Source organism: Paenibacillus ehimensis NBRC 15659 (assembly GCF_004000785.1).
GTDB classification, from domain to species: Bacteria; Bacillota; Bacilli; order Paenibacillales; family NBRC-103111; genus Paenibacillus_G; species Paenibacillus_G ehimensis.
The window spans coordinates 83,816-101,086 of sequence record NZ_BILX01000010.1 but is presented as its reverse complement, the minus strand read 5'-3'; the positions used below and the strand labels follow the sequence as shown (position 1 = coordinate 101,086).

Sequence of the window (17,271 nt, the reverse complement as noted above, 5' to 3'; positions counted from 1 at the left end):
CTCTGCACAGAGAAACGGGATGAGAAGCTTTTATTTTTACCTACAGGCTGCTTACGAATACTTTCAACCGTTCCATGGCCCGTTCCAGCACGTCCATCGAGTAAGCGTACGATAAGCGGATATAGCCTTCTCCAAGCGAGGAGAACGCATCCCCCGGCACGACGGCTACCCGCTGTTCGTCGAGCAGCCTCATGGCAAAATCCATGGAAGACAAGCCAAAGCGCTCAATGGAAGGAAACAAATAAAATGCTCCCTCCGGCTTCGCCAGCTCAAAGCCCATCTCGACGAGCCGGTCATAAACAAAATCCCGCCGTTTCGCATATTCGGCTCTCATTGGCAGCGCATCGTCGATTCCGGCTGTCAACGCTTCGATTGCCGCATACTGGCTGATGGAGCTTGCGCAGGTGACATTGTACTGATGCACCTTAACCATGTGCTGCGTCAAATAAGCCGGGGCGAAAGTAAAGCCGATTCGCCAGCCTGTCATCGAATGCGACTTCGATAATCCGTTAATGACGATGGTGCGCTCCCGCATCCCCGGCAGCGAGGCAATGGAACGATGAGGCCCGTCGTAGATCAGCTCGCTGTAGATTTCGTCGGAAATGACGAACAGCTGGCGCGATTCGAGCAGCCGGGCGATATCGGCCAGCTCCTCCGCGCTCATCACCCGGCCGGTCGGATTGGACGGATAAGCCAAAATGACGCACCGCGTCTTCTCGGTCAGAAACGGCTCCAGCACGTCCGCCGTCAGCTTGAAGCCGGTGCCGCGGGTATCCGCATAAACCGGCACGCCGCCGCACAGACGAATGAGCGGCTCATATCCCGGGTAGATCGGACCGGGCAAGATCACTTCGCTCCCCGGCTCCAGAATCGTGCGAAGCGTAATGTCCAGCGCCTGGCTCGCGCCTACGGTAACGAGCACTTCCTCCAGCCCGGAATAGCTTAAGCCGTATTTGCGTTCGATGAAAGCCGCTGCGGCCTGCCGGAGCTCCGGAAGACCCGGATTCGGCGTATAGGTCGTCCGTTGCTCTTCGATCGCCCGCTCGGCCGCACGCATAATGTGGTCCGGCGTCGGAAAATCCGGCTGGCCAATCGTCAGCGTGAGGGCGTCTTTATAATTTGCAACCAAATTGGAAATTTTCCGGATACCCGAGATTTGAATCTCCTTAACACTCGGATTGATTAAGCGCTCAAGCTGTTCCATAGTGTTCCCCCATGTCCCTTACCTTGTTCTCAGCACTTCCAGAACCCGCTGCATATCGTCCGGAATCGTCGCTTCGAACTGCAGCTGCTGTCCCGAACGCGGATGCTCGAATCCGAGCACGGCCGCGTGAAGCGCTTGACCCTCTATCAGGACCCCTTTACTTTTGGAAGGACCGTACGCCGGATCTCCCACAAGCGGATGCCCGATAAATTTCATGTGCACCCGAATCTGATGCGTGCGCCCCGTCTCCAGCTTCAACTCCAGCAGCGTGTAATCGCCGAACCTCTCGACTACAAGAAAATGCGTCACCGCATGCTTGCTGTTCCGTTCGGTGACCGTATACAGCTTCCGATCCTTCGGATCGCGGCCGATCGGCGCATCGACGGTGCCATTCTCGTGCGGAACGTTGCCGTGTACAAGAGCAAAATATTTACGGTCGACCGTATGCGCCTTCAGTTGGGCGGCGAGACCCGAATGAGCCAGATCGTTTTTTGCGGCCATCAGCAGACCCGACGTATCCTTGTCAATGCGATGAACGATGCCTGGCCGAATGACGCCGTTAATCCCGGACAAATCCTTGCAATGATACAGGAGCGCATTGACGAGCGTTCCGCTGTAGTGTCCCGGCGCCGGGTGTACGACCATTCCTCGCGGCTTGTTTACGACAATCACGTCCGAATCCTCGTACACAACGTCCAGCGGAATCGGTTCCGGCGTAAGCACCAGCTCTTCCGGTTCGGGCATGACCAACGTCAGGGCATCTCCTTCGGAAAGCTTGTAGTTCGGCTTCACCGAGCGGCCGCCGACCTTCACGCAGCCGTCCTTGATCCACTGCTGCACTTGCGTACGGGACACTTCTTCCTCCAGCGCTTCTGTAATAAACTTATCGATTCGTTCTCCGGCGTCTTCCGGTTCAGCCGTCCATTCGAAGCGTTGATCCTGCTCCGACCATCCTTGCTCGGTTACCTTCATGATTGCGCGTCCCCGCTTTCAAGCTTGTTGGCGGCGTTTTGTTTCGATTCCTGGCGCCAGCTGATCAGCGAATCCAAGAAGATTAAGGCGACACCGACGACGATCGCGGAATCGGCAACGTTAAAGATCGGGAACGGATAGTTCACCGGGAGGCCGAAGAAACTGAAGCGAAAGTGAAAATCCAGAAAATCCACGACTTCCCCAAACAGCGCACGGTCGATAAAATTGCCGAGCGCCCCTCCAAGCAGCAAGCTCAAAGCAAATGGCAGCAGCTTCTTCCCTTCTTTTCGCGTCTTCTGCAAATACCAGATCACCCCAACCGCTACAAGAACGGTAATCACCAGGAAAAACCAGCGCTGATTTTGCAAAATACCGAATGCCGCTCCGGCGTTCCGATGAGAAGTGATTTGGAAAAAATCGCCGATCACCGATCGCGATTCCCCCAGCTCCAACCGGCTGACAATCAGCCATTTGGTAGCCTGGTCCAACAGGAGAACGATGAAAGCGTAAATGTAATATCTCAAGATAACAACTCCTTATTGGGCTTGCTGACAACCTGCATACATTTACCTAGCTAAAAACAACGGGCAGCGTGAAAAATAACGATACTTGCTTGCTTTAATCAAAAGGAGGCGCTTTTCTTGACAAACCTTCCGTTCGAATCCGGTTCATCCGGTCCGCTTACCGGGGAGCAGCTCCAAGCGCTCAAAGCCAAGCTGACGGAAGAAAAGCAGTGGCTGGAGCGGCACTTGGAATCGCGCGAGCATATGGGACTCGGCGATTCCATGCGCGTCCAGACCGGAGAGCTTTCCAATTATGACAACCATCCGGCCGACCTTGGGACCGAGATGTACGAGCGCGGCAAAGATATCGCTCTTCACGAAAATGCCGAGCACCAGCTTACCGACATCAACGAGGCATTGGCGCGCATGGAATCGGGGGAATACGGCATTTGCCGGGTATGCGGGCAGCCGATTCCGCCCGAACGGCTGGAAGCCGTTCCGACGACCGCTTACTGCGTGGAGCATGTCCCCGATCCCGATATGTCCCAGCGCCGTCCCGCGGAAGAAAAATTTCTTGACCCCCCGTTCGGAAGAACAAGCCTGGACGAGCGCGAGGGGCAAACCCAGTTCGACGGCGAGGACGCCTGGCAAATCGTCGAAAGCTGGGGAACGTCCAATACGCCGGCGATGGCCGACGATCCGAACGAATCCGACAGCTACAACGAGATGCAGATCGAAGCAGACGAAACCGAAGGATATGTCGAACCGATCGAAAGCTTCCTTGCGACCGACATGTACGGCCGTCAGGTCACGGTTGTCCGCAACAAGGCGTACCAACACTATATGCGCAGCGGCGAAGGAGACGGCCTGCTCGAACCCGAGGAAGAGGCCGAAGACCGCTTTTCGTAAGGTGATCGGCTAGTACGTTCTTCTTCCTTCCAATTGAAACTGCACATATTTCACAATACTGGCAATATAGTCTCCGATAATAGGCAAGTTCAATACGTTAAGCGCCTGAAGCAGATACAAGATCGTGGAAGCAAACACGGTAAATCCGATCGCAATCCCTACGCCGCGCGAAATCCCGGCCAGCAAGTTGGTCCAAATCAGGCGGATCGGGCTGTTCATGAGCAGTACGTAATCGGCAATTTGCGTCCGTTCGATGTTTGCGGCAATTTCGCTCACTTTTTTGTGCACCTGCTCAAGCAATTTTTCCTGATCGTTCTTTTTCGTCGTCTGTTCCATTGCGCAACCCTCCCGGGGTTCAAATCACGGGCCTTCCATGGGAAGATCCCCGCCTCCCATGGATGGCTCGCTAACCCATCAGCCTGCAGCGCCGGCTTTCAGCACGCCCGAGCAGCGTTTGCACAGCGTCGGGTGCTCGGAGTCATGACCGACCTCCGGCGTAACGATCCAGCAGCGCTCACACTTGCCCCCATCGGCCACAGCGACTTTTACGGCAAGCCCCTTGAACGTTTGAGCTCCCTCGGGGGCTGTCTCCTCCGGATGATGCACCTTCACCGCGGAGACGATAAACAACAGATCCAGCCGGTCGAAGCCGCTGAGCAGCTCGAACGTTTCCGCATTCGGGTACAAGTGAACCGAAGCGCTAAGCGAATTGCCGATCAGCTTCTCCTTGCGCGCTTCCTCGAGCGCTTTCAGCACATCGTCCCGCACGCCGCTGAATTTTTCCCATTTTTGTTCCAGATTCGCATCAAACAAGCTGGCATCGACCGTCGGCAGTTCCGCGAGCTGCACGCTCGGCAGCGTCGTTCCCGGAATGTATTTCCATACTTCGTCGGCCGTATGCGGCAAAATCGGAGCAATCAACTTAGTTATTGCCGTTAGCGCATCGTATAATACGGTTTGCGCCGCTCTGCGGGCCGGATCGGCCGGAAGGCTGGCATACAGCCGGTCTTTCAAAATATCCAGATAGAACGCGCTCATATCGACTGCGCAGAAGTGGTTCACGGTCTGATACACCACATGGAAATCGTAAGTATCGTATGCCTTGATGACACGATCCGTCATCCGGTGCAGACGCAGCAGCGCGAAGCGGTCCAATTCGCTCATTTGGTCTACGGCTACGCGGTCTTTGGCCGGATCGAAATCCGACAGGTTGCCGAGCAAAAAGCGCAGCGTATTGCGGATTTTCCGGTAGCTCTCGGCAATCTGGTTCAGAATGTTGTCCGAAATGCGCTGATCCGCCTGGAAATCCGTCGAAGACACCCATAGACGCAAAATATCGGCACCCAGCTTGTTGCACATCTGGTTCGGATCGATCGTGTTGCCAAGCGATTTGGACATTTTGCGTCCTTCGCCGTCCAGCGTAAAACCGTGGCTCAGAATGCCTTTATACGGCGCTTGTCCTTTGACGGCCACGCCGGTAATTAAGGACGAGTTATACCAGCCGCGGTATTGGTCCGAGCCTTCCAGATACAGATCGGCCGGCCATTGCAGCTCCTCCCGCGTTTCGAGCACCGCGGCATGGCTGGACCCGGAATCGAACCATACGTCCATAATATCCGTTTCTTTGCGGAAATGGTCGTGACCGCATTTCGGACAGACGGTGCCCGCCGGAAGCAGCTCCTTCTCGTCGCGTAAGAACCAGGCGTTGGAGCCTTCCTTTTCGAAAATCGAAGCGACATGCTCGATCGTCGTCTCGTTGACAAGCGGCTCGTTGCAGCTGCGGCAGTAAAAGATCGGAATCGGCACGCCCCAGGCCCGCTGACGGGAAATACACCAGTCTCCGCGGTCGGCGATCATATTATGCAGGCGAATCTCGCCCCACTCCGGCGTCCACTTTAACCGTTTGATTTCGTCCAGCATCGTTTGGCGGAATTTATCTACCGAGGCGAACCACTGCTCGGTCGCACGGAAAATGACCGGCTTCTTCGTCCGCCAGTCATGCGGATATTGGTGCTGAATAAAGCTCATTTTCAGCAGATGGCCGCTTTCCTGAAGCTTTTCCGTAATGGCCTTGTTCGCTTTATCGTAAAACAGCCCTTCAAAGCCCGGCGCTTCCGCGGTCATATGCCCTTGATCGTCCACCGGACACAAGACGCCGAGTCCGTATTTTTGCCCGATGACGAAGTCGTCTTCCCCGTGGCCCGGAGCGGTATGCACGCAGCCCGTCCCGGCCTCCAGCGTCACATGCTCGCCGGTCATCACGAGCGACGTGCGGTCATAGAACGGATGGCGGCAGAGCACATGCTCCAGCTCGCTGCCCTTGAACGTCTGCACAACGTTCACATCGGTCCAGCCGATCTCCTTCGCAGCCGCTTCGAGCAGTCCCTGCGCCAGCACAAACTTCCGGCCTCCCGCTTCCACCAGAACGTAGTCGAATTCCGGATGGACGCTGATCCCCAGGTTCGCCGGTATCGTCCAAGGCGTCGTCGTCCAGATGACGATGGCCGCGTCTGCAGGCAGTATGCCTTTGCCGTCCTGTACGTCGAAGGCTACATAGATCGAAGCCGACGTCTTGTCGCGGTACTCGATCTCGGCCTCCGCCAGCGCGCTTTCCGAAGAAGGCGACCAGTAAACCGGCTTCAACCCTTTGTAAATGTAGCCTTTGGTTACCATCCCGCCGAAAACGCGAATTTGCTGTGCTTCGTATTCAGGCAGCAGCGTAATATACGGACGATCCCAATCGCCACGGATGCCGAGACGCTTGAACTGCGCTTTTTGCTTCTCCACCCACTGCAAAGCGTAGTCTTTACAGTAGTCGCGGAATTCCGGCACGCTCATTTTTTTTCGGTCGACTTTGCCGCTGTTGGTGATGGCCTGCTCGATCGGCAAGCCATGCGTATCCCAGCCCGGCACGTAAGGCGCATCGTAGCCCTGCATCGTTTTGAAGCGGACGATAATGTCCTTTATGACTTTGTTCAGCGCGTGGCCGATATGAATGTCGCCGTTCGCATACGGCGGTCCGTCGTGCAGCACAAACTTCGGCTTGCCCTTGCGGCTCTCCTGCACTTGACGGTAAATGTCCGTCTCGTCCCAATGCTGCTGCATTTTTGGTTCAGCCTGCGGAAGGTTGCCGCGCATCGGAAAATCCGTTTGCAGCAGGTTTAGCGTTTTTCCATAATCCATCGAATGTCTCACTCCTAACTGAATTTACAACAAAAAAAGACCTCACATCCCCAAGGGACGAGAAGTCTCGCGGTACCACCCTGATTAAGACGACGAAGCATCAAAGCAATCGTCCGTGACGTTCACGGCCAATGCCTGGCTCGAAGTCTTCGCTCCATTGATCGATAACGGGATCAGCCGATGCTCTTTACTTCCGGAATGAGGTTCAAGAGATGCTCCTGGGGGATATTCCTTGACCGCCGAAGTCCGGGCTCGCACCATTCCCCCGGTTCGCTGGCCTCCGCTGGACGTCAAGTACTCGTCCCAGTCATCGCTTTGGTACATGTTAACTTATACAGGGAGTATAGCGGAAATGAGCTTCCACGTCAACTTGGGCCACTTATGGCTGCTCGATCTCCACCCGGTCGAGCGAGCTCCAATCTTCCTTGCTGAGCAGCTCCAACTGCGCCTCGATGAGCGTGCGGAACCGGGTCCGGTAGATCGACGCCTGCTTCTTCAGCTCTTCGATTTCTACCGACACTTTACGCGCTTTGGTCAGCGATTCGTTAATGATGCGGTCGGCGTTCTTCTCCGCTTCTTTAATAATCAGCTGCGCTTCTTTCTTCGCGTTATTTTTCACTTCATCGGCAGCTTCCTGCGCTATGATGATCGTTTTGCTAAGCGTTTCTTCGATATTGGCAAAATGGTCCAGACGCTCTTGAATCGCGGCCAACTGATTTTGCAGCTCTTTATTTTCACGGATCAGCGATTCGTAATCTTTAATGACCTGATCCAGAAATTCGTTCACCTGATCTTCGTCATATCCCCGAAACGAGCGGCTGAATTCCTTGTTATGTATATCGAGCGGTGTTAAAGCCATTGCTGCACCTCCTGCAAATTTGGCAACCAAGCTATGATCCTTGTTGTCCGCGCATGCGTAATCCTACTATTCGACAGTTGCTGGCATATTCCTGCATCGGCAAACAAAAAAATCGGCGTTCACGCATATTTGCCGATTTTTAAACGGTATCTCCCTTTTTTGGTTACCCCTTCGACTTCCAGCACTTTGAAGCGTCCGAACCCTTGAAGCGATACGACGTCGCCCTGTTTCAGCGGCTTGCTCGGATCTTCCTCCTGCTTCCAGTTCACTTTGCACCGTCCGGCTTTAATGGGAACTAGCACTTTGGCCCGGCTCAGCCGGTACACGTCGCTTACGATTCCATCCAGACGCAGCGAAGCAACCGACAAGAACATCTCGTCCAGCTTCGTTTCCGTCGCCTTAAGCTTATCAAGGGGCAGCTGCTCCGTCCGCACGTGCAGCCGGTGCACCTGACTCAGATTGAGCCGGATATAATCGGCAATTTCCGAAGCCACAAGAAAATGACAGCCGTCTTCCCGCACATAAATATCGCCGATTTTATCGCGCTTGATGCCAAGTCCGAGGATCGCTCCCATGAAATCGCCGTGATCCAGCTCCTTCAGCTTCTCGTCCTCAGAGGTAATTTCGATGAGGCTGATCCCCATCTCTTCGTCGTCCAGCACGCGATAATCCGGAGCGACCAATGCCCGTTTCCGTTCCGCGTCCGGATGCCCGCCGTCGAATCGTACCTGCACGTCCGGGTTCCGGTTGGCAAGCGTGGTCAGGATGAAGGTCTGCCGCGGGTCCAAAAAATCGGTCAGCTTGACCGAATGCTGCCCGGCCCGCTCCACCCATTCCGCCGCCTTATCGACAAAGCGGTGTTCGTCCGGATGGAAGTGGGCATATAGTTGTTCCTGCATCATCGGTTTACGTCTCCTGCCATATTAGCCTACGGGATAATGAATCGGAGAACCGCCACGATTCCTTCCCCTACGAAACGCAGCGCAATCAGCGCAATAATCGGGGAAATATCGATCATCCCGCCGATCGGGGGGATAAAACGTCGGAATACGGACAAATACGGCTCGCACAGCTTCCCCAGCATTTCCCCGATAAAGCTTTCTCGCGCGCTCGGCAGCCAGGAGAGCAGAACGTAGGCGATGAGCACGTACTGATAAATCTCAATTAAAGTGCGAATGTAACCTTCAATGGAGTACAAGCTGTTCACCTCGTTCTTTCTAAATACGCTATTCTTCGTTATGGTGCATGATTTCCGAAATCGAACCGTGAATTTCCACGGTATCCGGAGTACACAAGAAAATGTTCGGTCCGATCTTCGAGATGGAACCGCTGAGTGCGTATACGGTACCGCTCAAGAAATCGACGATCCGCGTGGCCTGATCCGGCCGGACCCTGTGCAGATTGACAACAACCGGGCGGCGTGAGCGCAAATGGTCGGCAATTTCCTGGGTTTCCTCGTAAGACCGTGGCTCGTTCAAGATGACCCGCACGTTTTTTTGTGAATGGATGCTGACGATGTTCCCCTTATTTCTACGCATTTCCTGCGCGGGGGTTTCAGCTTCTTCGTGATGCTCTACGACGCGCTCGCGCTCCACGACTTCTTCCTCTTCCTGCAAGCCCAGAAAGTTCATGAATTTATTCATTACGCCCATATCCTTTCCTCCTCGGAGTTTCATCTCTGTCACTCTTTACCCACCAAGACCGAACCAAGACGCACCCAAGTCGCTCCTTCTTCAATAGCTACTTCAAAATCATTCGACATGCCCATCGATAAACCGGTCACTTCGTAATCGAACACGGCTTCCCGGTTCAGACGGTCCCGCCATTCGCGTAAGCCGCGAAACACCGGACGTGTCGCCTCGGGCTCCGCTTCATATGGCGCCATGGTCATCAGACCGGCCACACGAATATGCTTCATGCTTCGCAGCTCCGCCGCAAAATCAAGCAGCCCGCCGGGCTCCAGACCGTATTTCGTCTCTTCCCCCGACACGTTCACCTGAAGAAAGCACGGAACCTCGATTCCGAGCGCCGACGCCTTCTTCTCGATCTCTTTGGCCAGCGAAAGCCTGTCCAGCGAATGAATATACGCAAATCGTCCGACGACGTCCTTTACTTTGTTCGTTTGCAGATGTCCGATGAAATGCCATACGCCTTCACTGCCGAAGGCTTCCCATTTGGCAGCGGCATCCTGCCAGCGGTTCTCGCCGACATCCGTCAGTCCGCTCCGCAGCGCTTGTCCCGTCGTCTCCAACGAAACGTATTTGGTCACGGCGATGACTCGCACCCCTTCGGGATTGCGTCCCGCGCGGGCACACGCCGCGGCAATGCGCTTGCGGACTTCTTCGATCCGTTCCTGCAGTTGTATCGTCATAAACGTCAATTCACCTCACTTTCGGCCTGCCCGGCTATGGGGCGGTCCCCGGTGTTGTCAAGCCGGAAGTCCCCAGCCGCTATTCCCGCAGTCCGATCCATGCCGCCATTCTGCCGGTCTTTCCGCCCTCTTTGCGGTGCGAGAAAAACAAGTCGGTACGGCAGCTTGTGCATAAACCACTTATTTCGATATGAGACGGCATAATTCCTGCTTTTATCATAATTTGTCGGTTTATTTGTTGCAAGTTCAACTTGTATTTTCCGTTCGGCTTTTTTTCGTAGAACGGCGGCCAATCGGAATCGTCGGCGCCGCCTTTAGGCGCAATCTTGTCAAGCGCCTTGTCCATACGCGCAATAACGGCATCATCGACCTCGTAGCAGCATGCGCCAATGGAAGGGCCGATCGCGGCCTTCACGTCCCGGGGCTTCGTACCGTATGCCGCGCTCATCGTCTCCAGCGTTGCCTTGGCGATCTGCCATGCTGTCCCTTTCCACCCGGCATGCGCCAAACCCACCGCCTTGCGGACCGGATCATAAAAATACAGCGGCACGCAGTCCGCAAACAACGCGTGCAAATAAACCCCCGGCTCGTTCGTGACGAAGCCGTCTTTACCCTGCAGCGCCTTCTCCCGAGAATCGTTGCCCGCCCCGCGCTGCCCTCTGCCGACAACCTGGATTTCCTTTCCGTGCACCTGCTCCGCGTATGTACACGATTCGAACGGCAGCTCAAGCGATTCGGCCAACAATTTCCGGTTTGCAACCACGTCTGCAGGCGCATCCTCCACGTGAAGCCCGCAGTTCAAGCTGCCGAAGGCTTCGCGGCTGACCCCGCCGCGTCTTGTCGTAAATCCGGCCGTAACGGCCGGACAGGCGTTCATGAAACGCTCCAGCATAAGCAGTTCACAGCCGTTTTCGGCTTGTCGGATTACAAAAGGTTCCATGGGTCCGCCTCCCGTCTTTTTACTACTCAGTATACACGAAGCGAAAAAAAAGAACACCCTGTTCGTCCGGGTGAAAAGAACGCCTGTCTTCGTTTGCCCTATCCGCGGGAATGGCGGTTGTAATCGTACACGTTATCGGCCGGCTCCTGCTGCCGGAAAGCCCGGACGTCCTCCAGCTTGACCAGGACAACATCCATGCCGATTTTGACAATGTTGCTCCAAGGGATAATCACATCGGTTCCGCCGCCGAACAGTCCGAAAAAACGGGAAGAATTCGGGACGACGATCGCCTCGATGCGTCCGTGCCGAAGGTCGAGCTCCAAGTCGCTGATTTGGCCCAGCTTTTTGCCGTCGACGATATTGATGACGTCTTTGGTTTGGAAATCCGATATTTTCACGCTGTCACCACCGGGGAGGCATATTGCGGAAACGATTTTGGAAGCTTCATTGGCGGCACGTCTGCGAGTGAAAAGTAATCCGCTTCGGCTCAAACACGTTTTTCAGGCTTCATTTGAATATATTTTAAGGTAAAAAGCCTGAAAAAAACTCGCCGCGGATCACTTTTCACTCTCCGACCAACCCGCCAGTAAACGTTTCAAAACCCAAAACCTCCTCCGCAAATGCCCTTTTTTATACTATATGAGCAACTTGGGTAAAATGTCCCTCGCCAAGCTATAAAAAAAGCTTTTTATCGAAGCCTTTCGAGGAAGATACATTTCTTGCGATATAGAATTAAATCAGCTCCGCTGATAACTTATAAATTTCTATATCGATAAAAAAAGACCGCGCCCGCAGCGTGATAGCGAGTCGGTCGGATCTTCGCAGGTCGGGCAAGCTCCCGTCAGTTTTTCACATGCTTCTGCATTTGGGATATGGCCGATTTCTCGAGCCGGGATACTTGCGCTTGGGAAATGCCGATCTCGTCGGCCACTTCCATCTGGGTCTTTCCGTCGAAAAAGCGCATGGACAAAATCATTTTCTCGCGGTCGTTCAGCTTCCGCATCGCTTCCCGGAGCGCAATGCCCTCGATCCACGATACGTCTTTGTTCCGGTCGTCGCTGATCTGGTCCATCACATAGATCGGATCGCCGCCGTCATGATAGATCGGTTCGAAGAGCGACACCGGATCCTGTATGGCATCAAGTGCAAATACGACATCCTCCTTCGGCACGCCGAGCGCTTCCGAAATTTCGTAAATGGTGGGCTCCCGCGAATTTTGATTCGTCAGCTGATCGCGCACCTGAAGCGCCTTATAAGCAATATCGCGCAAGGAGCGGGACACCCGGATCGGGTTGTTGTCCCGAAGGTAACGGCGGATCTCTCCAATAATCATCGGAACCGCGTAGGTGGAAAACTTGACGTTTTGGCTCAAATCGAAATTATCAATGGCTTTCATCAGTCCGATACAGCCTACTTGGAACAGGTCGTCGACAAATTCCCCCCGGTTGTTGAACCGCTGGATGACGCTCAGCACGAGCCGGAGGTTGCCGTTGACTAATTTCTCTCTTGCAGATCGTTCGTTATTCGTTTGCAGGTCCACGAATAGTTCACGCATTTCCGCATTGGTCAAAACCGGTAGCTTTGCCGTATCGACGCCGCATATTTCGACTTTGTTTCGGGTCACCGTGATTACCTCCCAAGGAGAAACATTACTGTTAATTATCTCCTCGGAATGCTTTTTTATGCGGCTCCTTCGGGCTCTCCATTCGCCGCATCGCTACCCGAAAATCGTTCAAAGCCCGTTCCGGCAAGGACGGTTTCGCTTTCATCGCCAACGAAAAAAACTTTTTCCAGTTTACACCATCTTGTTGAACTCTTTGCGGAGCCGTTTGATGATACGTTTTTCGAGCCGCGAAATGTACGACTGGGAGATGCCGAGCATATCCGCGACGTCCTTTTGCGTCTTCTCTTCGCCGTCCTGCAGGCCGAAACGCAGCTCCATGATGATCCGTTCGCGCTCCGACAGCTTGTCGAGCGCCTTATGGAGAAGCTTGCGGTCTACCTGCTCCTCAATGTTCCGATAGATGGTGTCGTTTTCCGTCCCTAGCACGTCCGAAAGCAAAAGCTCATTGCCGTCCCAATCGATATTGAGCGGCTCGTCGAACGAAACCTCGGTGCGGATTTTGCTGTTGCGCCGCAAATACATCAAAATTTCGTTCTCAATGCATCGCGAGGCGTAGGTGGCGAGCTTGATTTTTTTCTCGGGATCGAACGTATTGACCGCTTTGATCAAGCCGATCGCGCCGATCGATACGAGGTCTTCGATATTGATGCCTGTGTTCTCGAATTTGCGCGCGATGTAAACGACGAGCCGCAGATTTCGTTCGATCAGCATGCCGCGGATGGCCGCATCTCCCGAAGGAAGCTTTTCCAATAAATATTCTTCCTCTTCGCGTGTGAGCGGGGGCGGCAGCGCTTCGCTTCCACCAATGTAGTAGATTTCGTCCGACTTGAGCCCCAGCACCAGCAGCAGGCGAAAATACATAATTTGCAGCATCAGCTTCCACTTGACCATCATGTTTTACGCTTCCTCCCATTCGTCCCATTTTATTCGCCGCACATCCCCAGTCGTGAAACCAGCTTTCCTGCGGTCAAGCTTCGTTCTTCTTACAAGCTCGGCTTTGAGCTGCGGCAAGCCTGGCGGTAAGTACCCGGTCCCGCTCGTGCTACATGTTGACTAGCGACGGATGAATGATGGCCTGATAAGCGTTGTCCGAGCTAAGCCGCCCGCCGTCCAGTCCGATCAGCACTTTGTTCGCCTCGATCTGCCCGCTGCCCGTTGTGATCACGACCCGGTCCGGCTTGAGCGCCAGCATAAACTGCGTATTCCGGTTCACTCCGCGATACGGCACCAGGCGCAGACGGTCCTGCCAGACGAAGGGCTCAGTACCGATCGACGTCACAAGTTGATCCACTTCGGCCCGGCGGATTTTGGCCAGCCAAGCTTCGGGAATGCGCTCCCCCCACTGCGCCGCTTCCATGACCATGACCGGCGTTTTCGTCAGCGGATCGTATAGTTGGTTGCCGGTATCGATAAGCCCCGTACAGCTGGAAGCAAATTCGTCGATATGGACCTCCACCTTCGCCAGAAACGAGGCCAGTTCATGCTTGCGCCTCAAGGCTTGCAGGACGTGCCGGCATAGCCATAACGCCAAAGGGAAGGAAAAGGCCAGCATCGTCAGCGTGACCCCCAAATCGTGGCTGAACAAGATGCCATTGACGATTTCGCTGGAGGATTGCCAGAAGTAGGCGCACCCGAAGACGGCACCGGCGGCCATGAAATTGATGACGTAAAATGCGCCAAGGTTCCGCAAAAAATGCTGCAATCCCCCAAATCCGAAGGCGGTCAGCAGCATCAGCATAGAAAGCGCAAATTTTAGCGCAAACGTAAACAGAAACGATAACGGCGGAAAAAATAGCATCACCGCGTAGCTGCCTCCGATGGCCGCGGAAAGCCCCAGCCGCCACGGACGGTAACGGAGCTTGCGCGACCAGGCCGTCGTCCAGAGCAGCGCACCGTCGATCAGCACGTTTATGAGGAAAATGACATCGATGTACACGACCATCTTCGTTACCTCCCGCCCAGCTTGCCGCCCGCTTGCCGCGAATGAGACAAGTATATCCCAATCGTATTCCAAAGTCTGTCTAAACATGCCGAGGGAGCGGAACTATTTTTGTCGAGAGGAGGGTCTCTCCACCACACAAGCTGATCTAGTGAGGACCCACTCCTCCCAACCAAAGGAGGAGGAGGAAAAGGACTGCCACCTCTCGGTACGCGAGGAGGCGAAAAAATAGCCGCCTCTAGCGATAGAGGCGGCTGTTGGTTAAAACAATATAGATTAGTTCATTATTTGTCGAAGCCGTTGCGGTTGCGGTTGCGAAGGAAAGCCGGGATGTCGAGCTGGTCGTTCGACGTTTGGCCCCCGAACGGACGGAGGTTGCCAAGCCGGTTGTCCATAGGCTCCTGCGACGCGCTGGAGGATGCCGTTGTACCGGAAGCTGCCGGTTTCTTGGCGGTTGAAGGCGTTTCGCGATGCTCGAAACCAGTGGCAATAACGGTCACTTGGATCTCATCTTTCAAGCTTTCGTCAATCACCGCACCGAAAATCATGTTGACTTCCGGATCAGCGGCGTCGGCGACGATATCGGCCGCTTCGTTGACTTCGTAAAGCGACAGGTTGTTGCCGCCCGTAATGTTCAACAGCACGCCGCGCGCGCCGTCAATCGACGTTTCAAGCAGCGGGGAGCTGATCGCTTTCTTGGCCGCTTCCGCCGCACGATTTTCGCCCGAAGCGTGACCGATCCCCATCAAAGCGGAACCGCGCTCGGTCATGATGGTCTTTACGTCGGCAAAGTCCAAGTTGATCAAGCCGGGAACGGCGATCAGGTCGGAAACCCCTTGAACCCCTTGACGCAAAACGTTGTCCGCCGCAAGGAACGCTTCCAGCATCGGCGTTTTCTTGTCAACGATCTCAAGCAAACGGTCATTCGGAATAATAATGAGCGTATCGACTTTTTCTTTGAGGGCGGCAATCCCTTGCTCCGCTTGTCGGGCGCGCTTCAATCCTTCAAAACGGAACGGACGCGTCACGACGCCGACGGTCAACGCGCCGCATTCTTTTGCGATTTCGGCAATAACTGGCGCAGCGCCTGTCCCTGTACCCCCGCCCATACCGGCGGTAACAAAGACGAGGTCCGAGCCTTTGAGCGCATTGGCGATTAACTCACGGGACTCTTCGGCAGCCTTCTTCCCAACCTCGGGATTTGCACCGGCCCCGAGACCGCGGGTAAGCTTATCCCCGATTTGCAGCTTCATCTCCGATTTGGCGAGGTGAAGAGCCTGCGCATCGGTGTTGACCGTTATAAATTCGACCCCTCTCACGCCAGTGTCGATCATCCGGTTGACAGCGTTGCTTCCGCCGCCGCCGCAGCCGATTACTTTTATTTTGGCAAATCCTTCCATATCCATATCAAATTCAAACATACTAGCGTCTTCCCCCTCATTAGGCTTTCATCGTGCAAGGCTACCCGAGTTTAAATAAATTCGCTTAACCAATTTTTGAAACGTTCCATGGCCGAGGGCTTTTGCTCTTGACCGGAAGACGCTTTTTTCGTCGTGACCAGCTTCTTGACGCCGGAGTTTTGTTTGGAATGGCGCAAATACTTGGAGGCGTACTGGATAATTCCTACGCCGCTCGTGAAAGCAGGGTCTCGCACGCCGATAAACTCGGGAACGGCAATACGAACGGAAGACGCCAGCTCCACTTGGGCGACATTCAACACGCCGGGCAGCGAAACCGTCCCGCCGGAGAGCACATAACCTCCTGGCAGATCGGTGAAGCCAAGGCGCTGAACCTCCAGGCGGATCAGATGAAATATTTCTTGCACCCGGGGCTCGATGATGTTCGCCAGATCGACCTGGGAAAATTCCTTGTCCGTATTGCTGCCGATCCGGTTAACCTTAAACACTTGATCAGGCGCCGCATGCTCTACGACGGCGCAGCCGAATTTCAGCTTGATCTTCTCGGCGATGTCCGCTTGCGTACGCAAGCCGTAAGCGATGTCGCCCGTAATGAACTCGCCTCCGATCGGAAGCGTCGATGTGGCTACCAGGTTGTTCTCGTTAAAAATGGCAATCGTCGTTGCGCCCGCCCCGATATCGACCAGCACGGTTCCGACGGCTTTCTCGTCCTTGGACAAAGCCAAATGGCCTGCGGCCAGCGACATTAAGATAAGTCCGGCTACCTTGAGCCCGGATTTCTCCACGACGCGGAGCAAATTATGTATCGCCGTTTTTGTACCGGTAACAATGGTCGCTTCGACTTCCAATCGAACCCCGATCATGCTCCGGGGATCGTGAATCTGATCCGTTCCGTCTACTACGTATTGGTTCGGCACAACGCCGATAATCTCGCGTTCGGGAGCCAAAGGAATCACTTTCGCCGCCTGAATGACACGTTCGATGTCGTCGTCGCCGATTTCGCGGTCTTCGTTCGATACCGCCACGACCCCGTGACTCGATTGCAGCGCAATATGATTGCCGGAAATTCCAACGTATACTTCCGATATTTGCACTCCGACCATTCGCTCGGCATGATCCACTGCGCTCCGGATCGACTGGACCGTTTGATCGATATCCACGATCGCTCCTTTGCGAATTCCCTGCGAGTCGGCAGATCCAACTCCAATTATATTAATGGCGCCGTTAACGACTTCCCCAATAATAGCACGAACTTTGGATGTACCGATGTCCAAACTAACAATGATGTCATTGCTGCTCAACCCGTGGCACCTCCTGTGACATAATTTCGAAAATGAGCCTTGGTCAGC

The 17,271-nt window shown here is 54.5% G+C and carries 18 protein-coding genes and 1 other annotated feature; of the genes, 1 reads left to right on the top strand and 17 read right to left on the bottom strand.

The window, feature by feature from the left end; genetic code table 11:
* Window positions 1-40: 40 nt before the first annotated feature.
* From PEH01S_RS08575 to lspA, 3 genes are read right to left on the bottom strand one after another with little or no spacing between them, the layout of a single operon-like run.
* On the bottom strand, window positions 41-1,204 hold the full coding sequence (locus PEH01S_RS08575) for an aminotransferase A (RefSeq protein WP_025853393.1): 1,164 nt from the start codon (window positions 1,202-1,204) through the stop codon (window positions 41-43).
* An 18-nt stretch (window positions 1,205-1,222) separates the two neighbouring features.
* A complete protein-coding gene (locus tag PEH01S_RS08570) occupies window positions 1,223-2,176 on the bottom strand; it encodes an RluA family pseudouridine synthase (RefSeq protein ID WP_127484851.1) in 954 nt (317 codons plus the stop codon).
* On the bottom strand, window positions 2,173-2,700 hold the full coding sequence (lspA, locus tag PEH01S_RS08565; protein ID WP_127484849.1) for a signal peptidase II: 528 nt from the start codon (window positions 2,698-2,700) through the stop codon (window positions 2,173-2,175). The genes PEH01S_RS08570 and lspA overlap by 4 nt, the downstream gene beginning before the upstream one ends.
* Window positions 2,701-2,817: 117 nt before the next feature.
* On the opposite strand from lspA, the gene PEH01S_RS08560 reads away from it, so the two are divergent.
* Complete coding sequence (locus PEH01S_RS08560) at window positions 2,818-3,588, top strand: TraR/DksA C4-type zinc finger protein (protein ID WP_025853396.1); 771 nt, start codon at window positions 2,818-2,820, stop codon at window positions 3,586-3,588.
* Between the two features lie 9 nt (window positions 3,589-3,597).
* On the opposite strand, the gene PEH01S_RS08555 is transcribed toward PEH01S_RS08560, so the two are convergent.
* From PEH01S_RS08555 to ftsA, 14 genes are all read right to left on the bottom strand, one after another.
* The gene (locus tag PEH01S_RS08555; protein WP_025853398.1) at window positions 3,598-3,924 is read right to left on the bottom strand and encodes a DUF5665 domain-containing protein; all 327 of its coding nucleotides are present in this window, start codon (window positions 3,922-3,924) and stop codon (window positions 3,598-3,600) included.
* A 78-nt stretch (window positions 3,925-4,002) separates the two neighbouring features.
* Window positions 4,003-6,771: an isoleucine--tRNA ligase gene (gene ileS, locus PEH01S_RS08550; protein WP_127484847.1), complete on the bottom strand. Its 2,769-nt coding sequence runs from the start codon at window positions 6,769-6,771 to the stop codon at window positions 4,003-4,005.
* Window positions 6,772-6,821: 50 nt separating this feature from the next.
* Window positions 6,822-7,091: a binding site (T-box leader), on the bottom strand.
* 59 nt (window positions 7,092-7,150) lie between these two features.
* Window positions 7,151-7,630 (bottom strand): DivIVA domain-containing protein, encoded by a 480-nt coding sequence (locus PEH01S_RS08545; RefSeq protein WP_025853401.1) that lies wholly within the window; start codon window positions 7,628-7,630, stop codon window positions 7,151-7,153.
* 119 nt (window positions 7,631-7,749) lie between these two features.
* A complete protein-coding gene (locus PEH01S_RS08540) occupies window positions 7,750-8,532 on the bottom strand; it encodes a YlmH family RNA-binding protein (RefSeq protein ID WP_025853402.1) in 783 nt (260 codons plus the stop codon).
* Window positions 8,533-8,558: 26 nt separating this feature from the next.
* Window positions 8,559-8,828, bottom strand: coding sequence for a YggT family protein (locus PEH01S_RS08535; protein ID WP_025853403.1), 270 nt, complete (start codon window positions 8,826-8,828; stop codon window positions 8,559-8,561).
* Between the two features lie 28 nt (window positions 8,829-8,856).
* Window positions 8,857-9,282 (bottom strand): cell division protein SepF, encoded by a 426-nt coding sequence (locus tag PEH01S_RS08530; RefSeq protein ID WP_025853404.1) that lies wholly within the window; start codon window positions 9,280-9,282, stop codon window positions 8,857-8,859.
* 29 nt (window positions 9,283-9,311) lie between these two features.
* Window positions 9,312-10,001 carry a YggS family pyridoxal phosphate-dependent enzyme gene (locus PEH01S_RS08525; RefSeq protein ID WP_036715561.1) on the bottom strand — a complete coding sequence of 230 codons (690 nt, stop codon included), beginning with the start codon at window positions 9,999-10,001 and terminating at the stop codon, window positions 9,312-9,314.
* Between the two features lie 79 nt (window positions 10,002-10,080).
* Window positions 10,081-10,941 carry a peptidoglycan editing factor PgeF gene (gene pgeF / locus PEH01S_RS08520; RefSeq protein WP_127484845.1) on the bottom strand — a complete coding sequence of 287 codons (861 nt, stop codon included), beginning with the start codon at window positions 10,939-10,941 and terminating at the stop codon, window positions 10,081-10,083.
* A gap of 98 nt (window positions 10,942-11,039) precedes the next feature.
* The gene (locus PEH01S_RS08515) at window positions 11,040-11,339 is read right to left on the bottom strand and encodes a YlmC/YmxH family sporulation protein (RefSeq protein WP_025853408.1); all 300 of its coding nucleotides are present in this window, start codon (window positions 11,337-11,339) and stop codon (window positions 11,040-11,042) included.
* 443 nt (window positions 11,340-11,782) lie between these two features.
* Window positions 11,783-12,565: an RNA polymerase sporulation sigma factor SigG gene (gene sigG, locus PEH01S_RS08510; RefSeq protein WP_010491950.1), complete on the bottom strand. Its 783-nt coding sequence runs from the start codon at window positions 12,563-12,565 to the stop codon at window positions 11,783-11,785.
* A 171-nt stretch (window positions 12,566-12,736) separates the two neighbouring features.
* On the bottom strand, window positions 12,737-13,459 hold the full coding sequence (sigE, locus tag PEH01S_RS08505) for an RNA polymerase sporulation sigma factor SigE (RefSeq protein ID WP_025853411.1): 723 nt from the start codon (window positions 13,457-13,459) through the stop codon (window positions 12,737-12,739).
* A 148-nt stretch (window positions 13,460-13,607) separates the two neighbouring features.
* Window positions 13,608-14,507, bottom strand: coding sequence for a sigma-E processing peptidase SpoIIGA (spoIIGA, locus tag PEH01S_RS08500; protein WP_127484842.1), 900 nt, complete (start codon window positions 14,505-14,507; stop codon window positions 13,608-13,610).
* A gap of 281 nt (window positions 14,508-14,788) precedes the next feature.
* Window positions 14,789-15,925, bottom strand: a complete 1,137-nt coding sequence (ftsZ, locus tag PEH01S_RS08495) for a cell division protein FtsZ (protein WP_025853413.1) — start codon at window positions 15,923-15,925, stop codon at window positions 14,789-14,791.
* A gap of 50 nt (window positions 15,926-15,975) precedes the next feature.
* Window positions 15,976-17,223: a cell division protein FtsA gene (gene ftsA / locus PEH01S_RS08490; protein ID WP_025853414.1), complete on the bottom strand. Its 1,248-nt coding sequence runs from the start codon at window positions 17,221-17,223 to the stop codon at window positions 15,976-15,978.
* Between the last annotated feature and the right edge of the window lie 48 nt (window positions 17,224-17,271).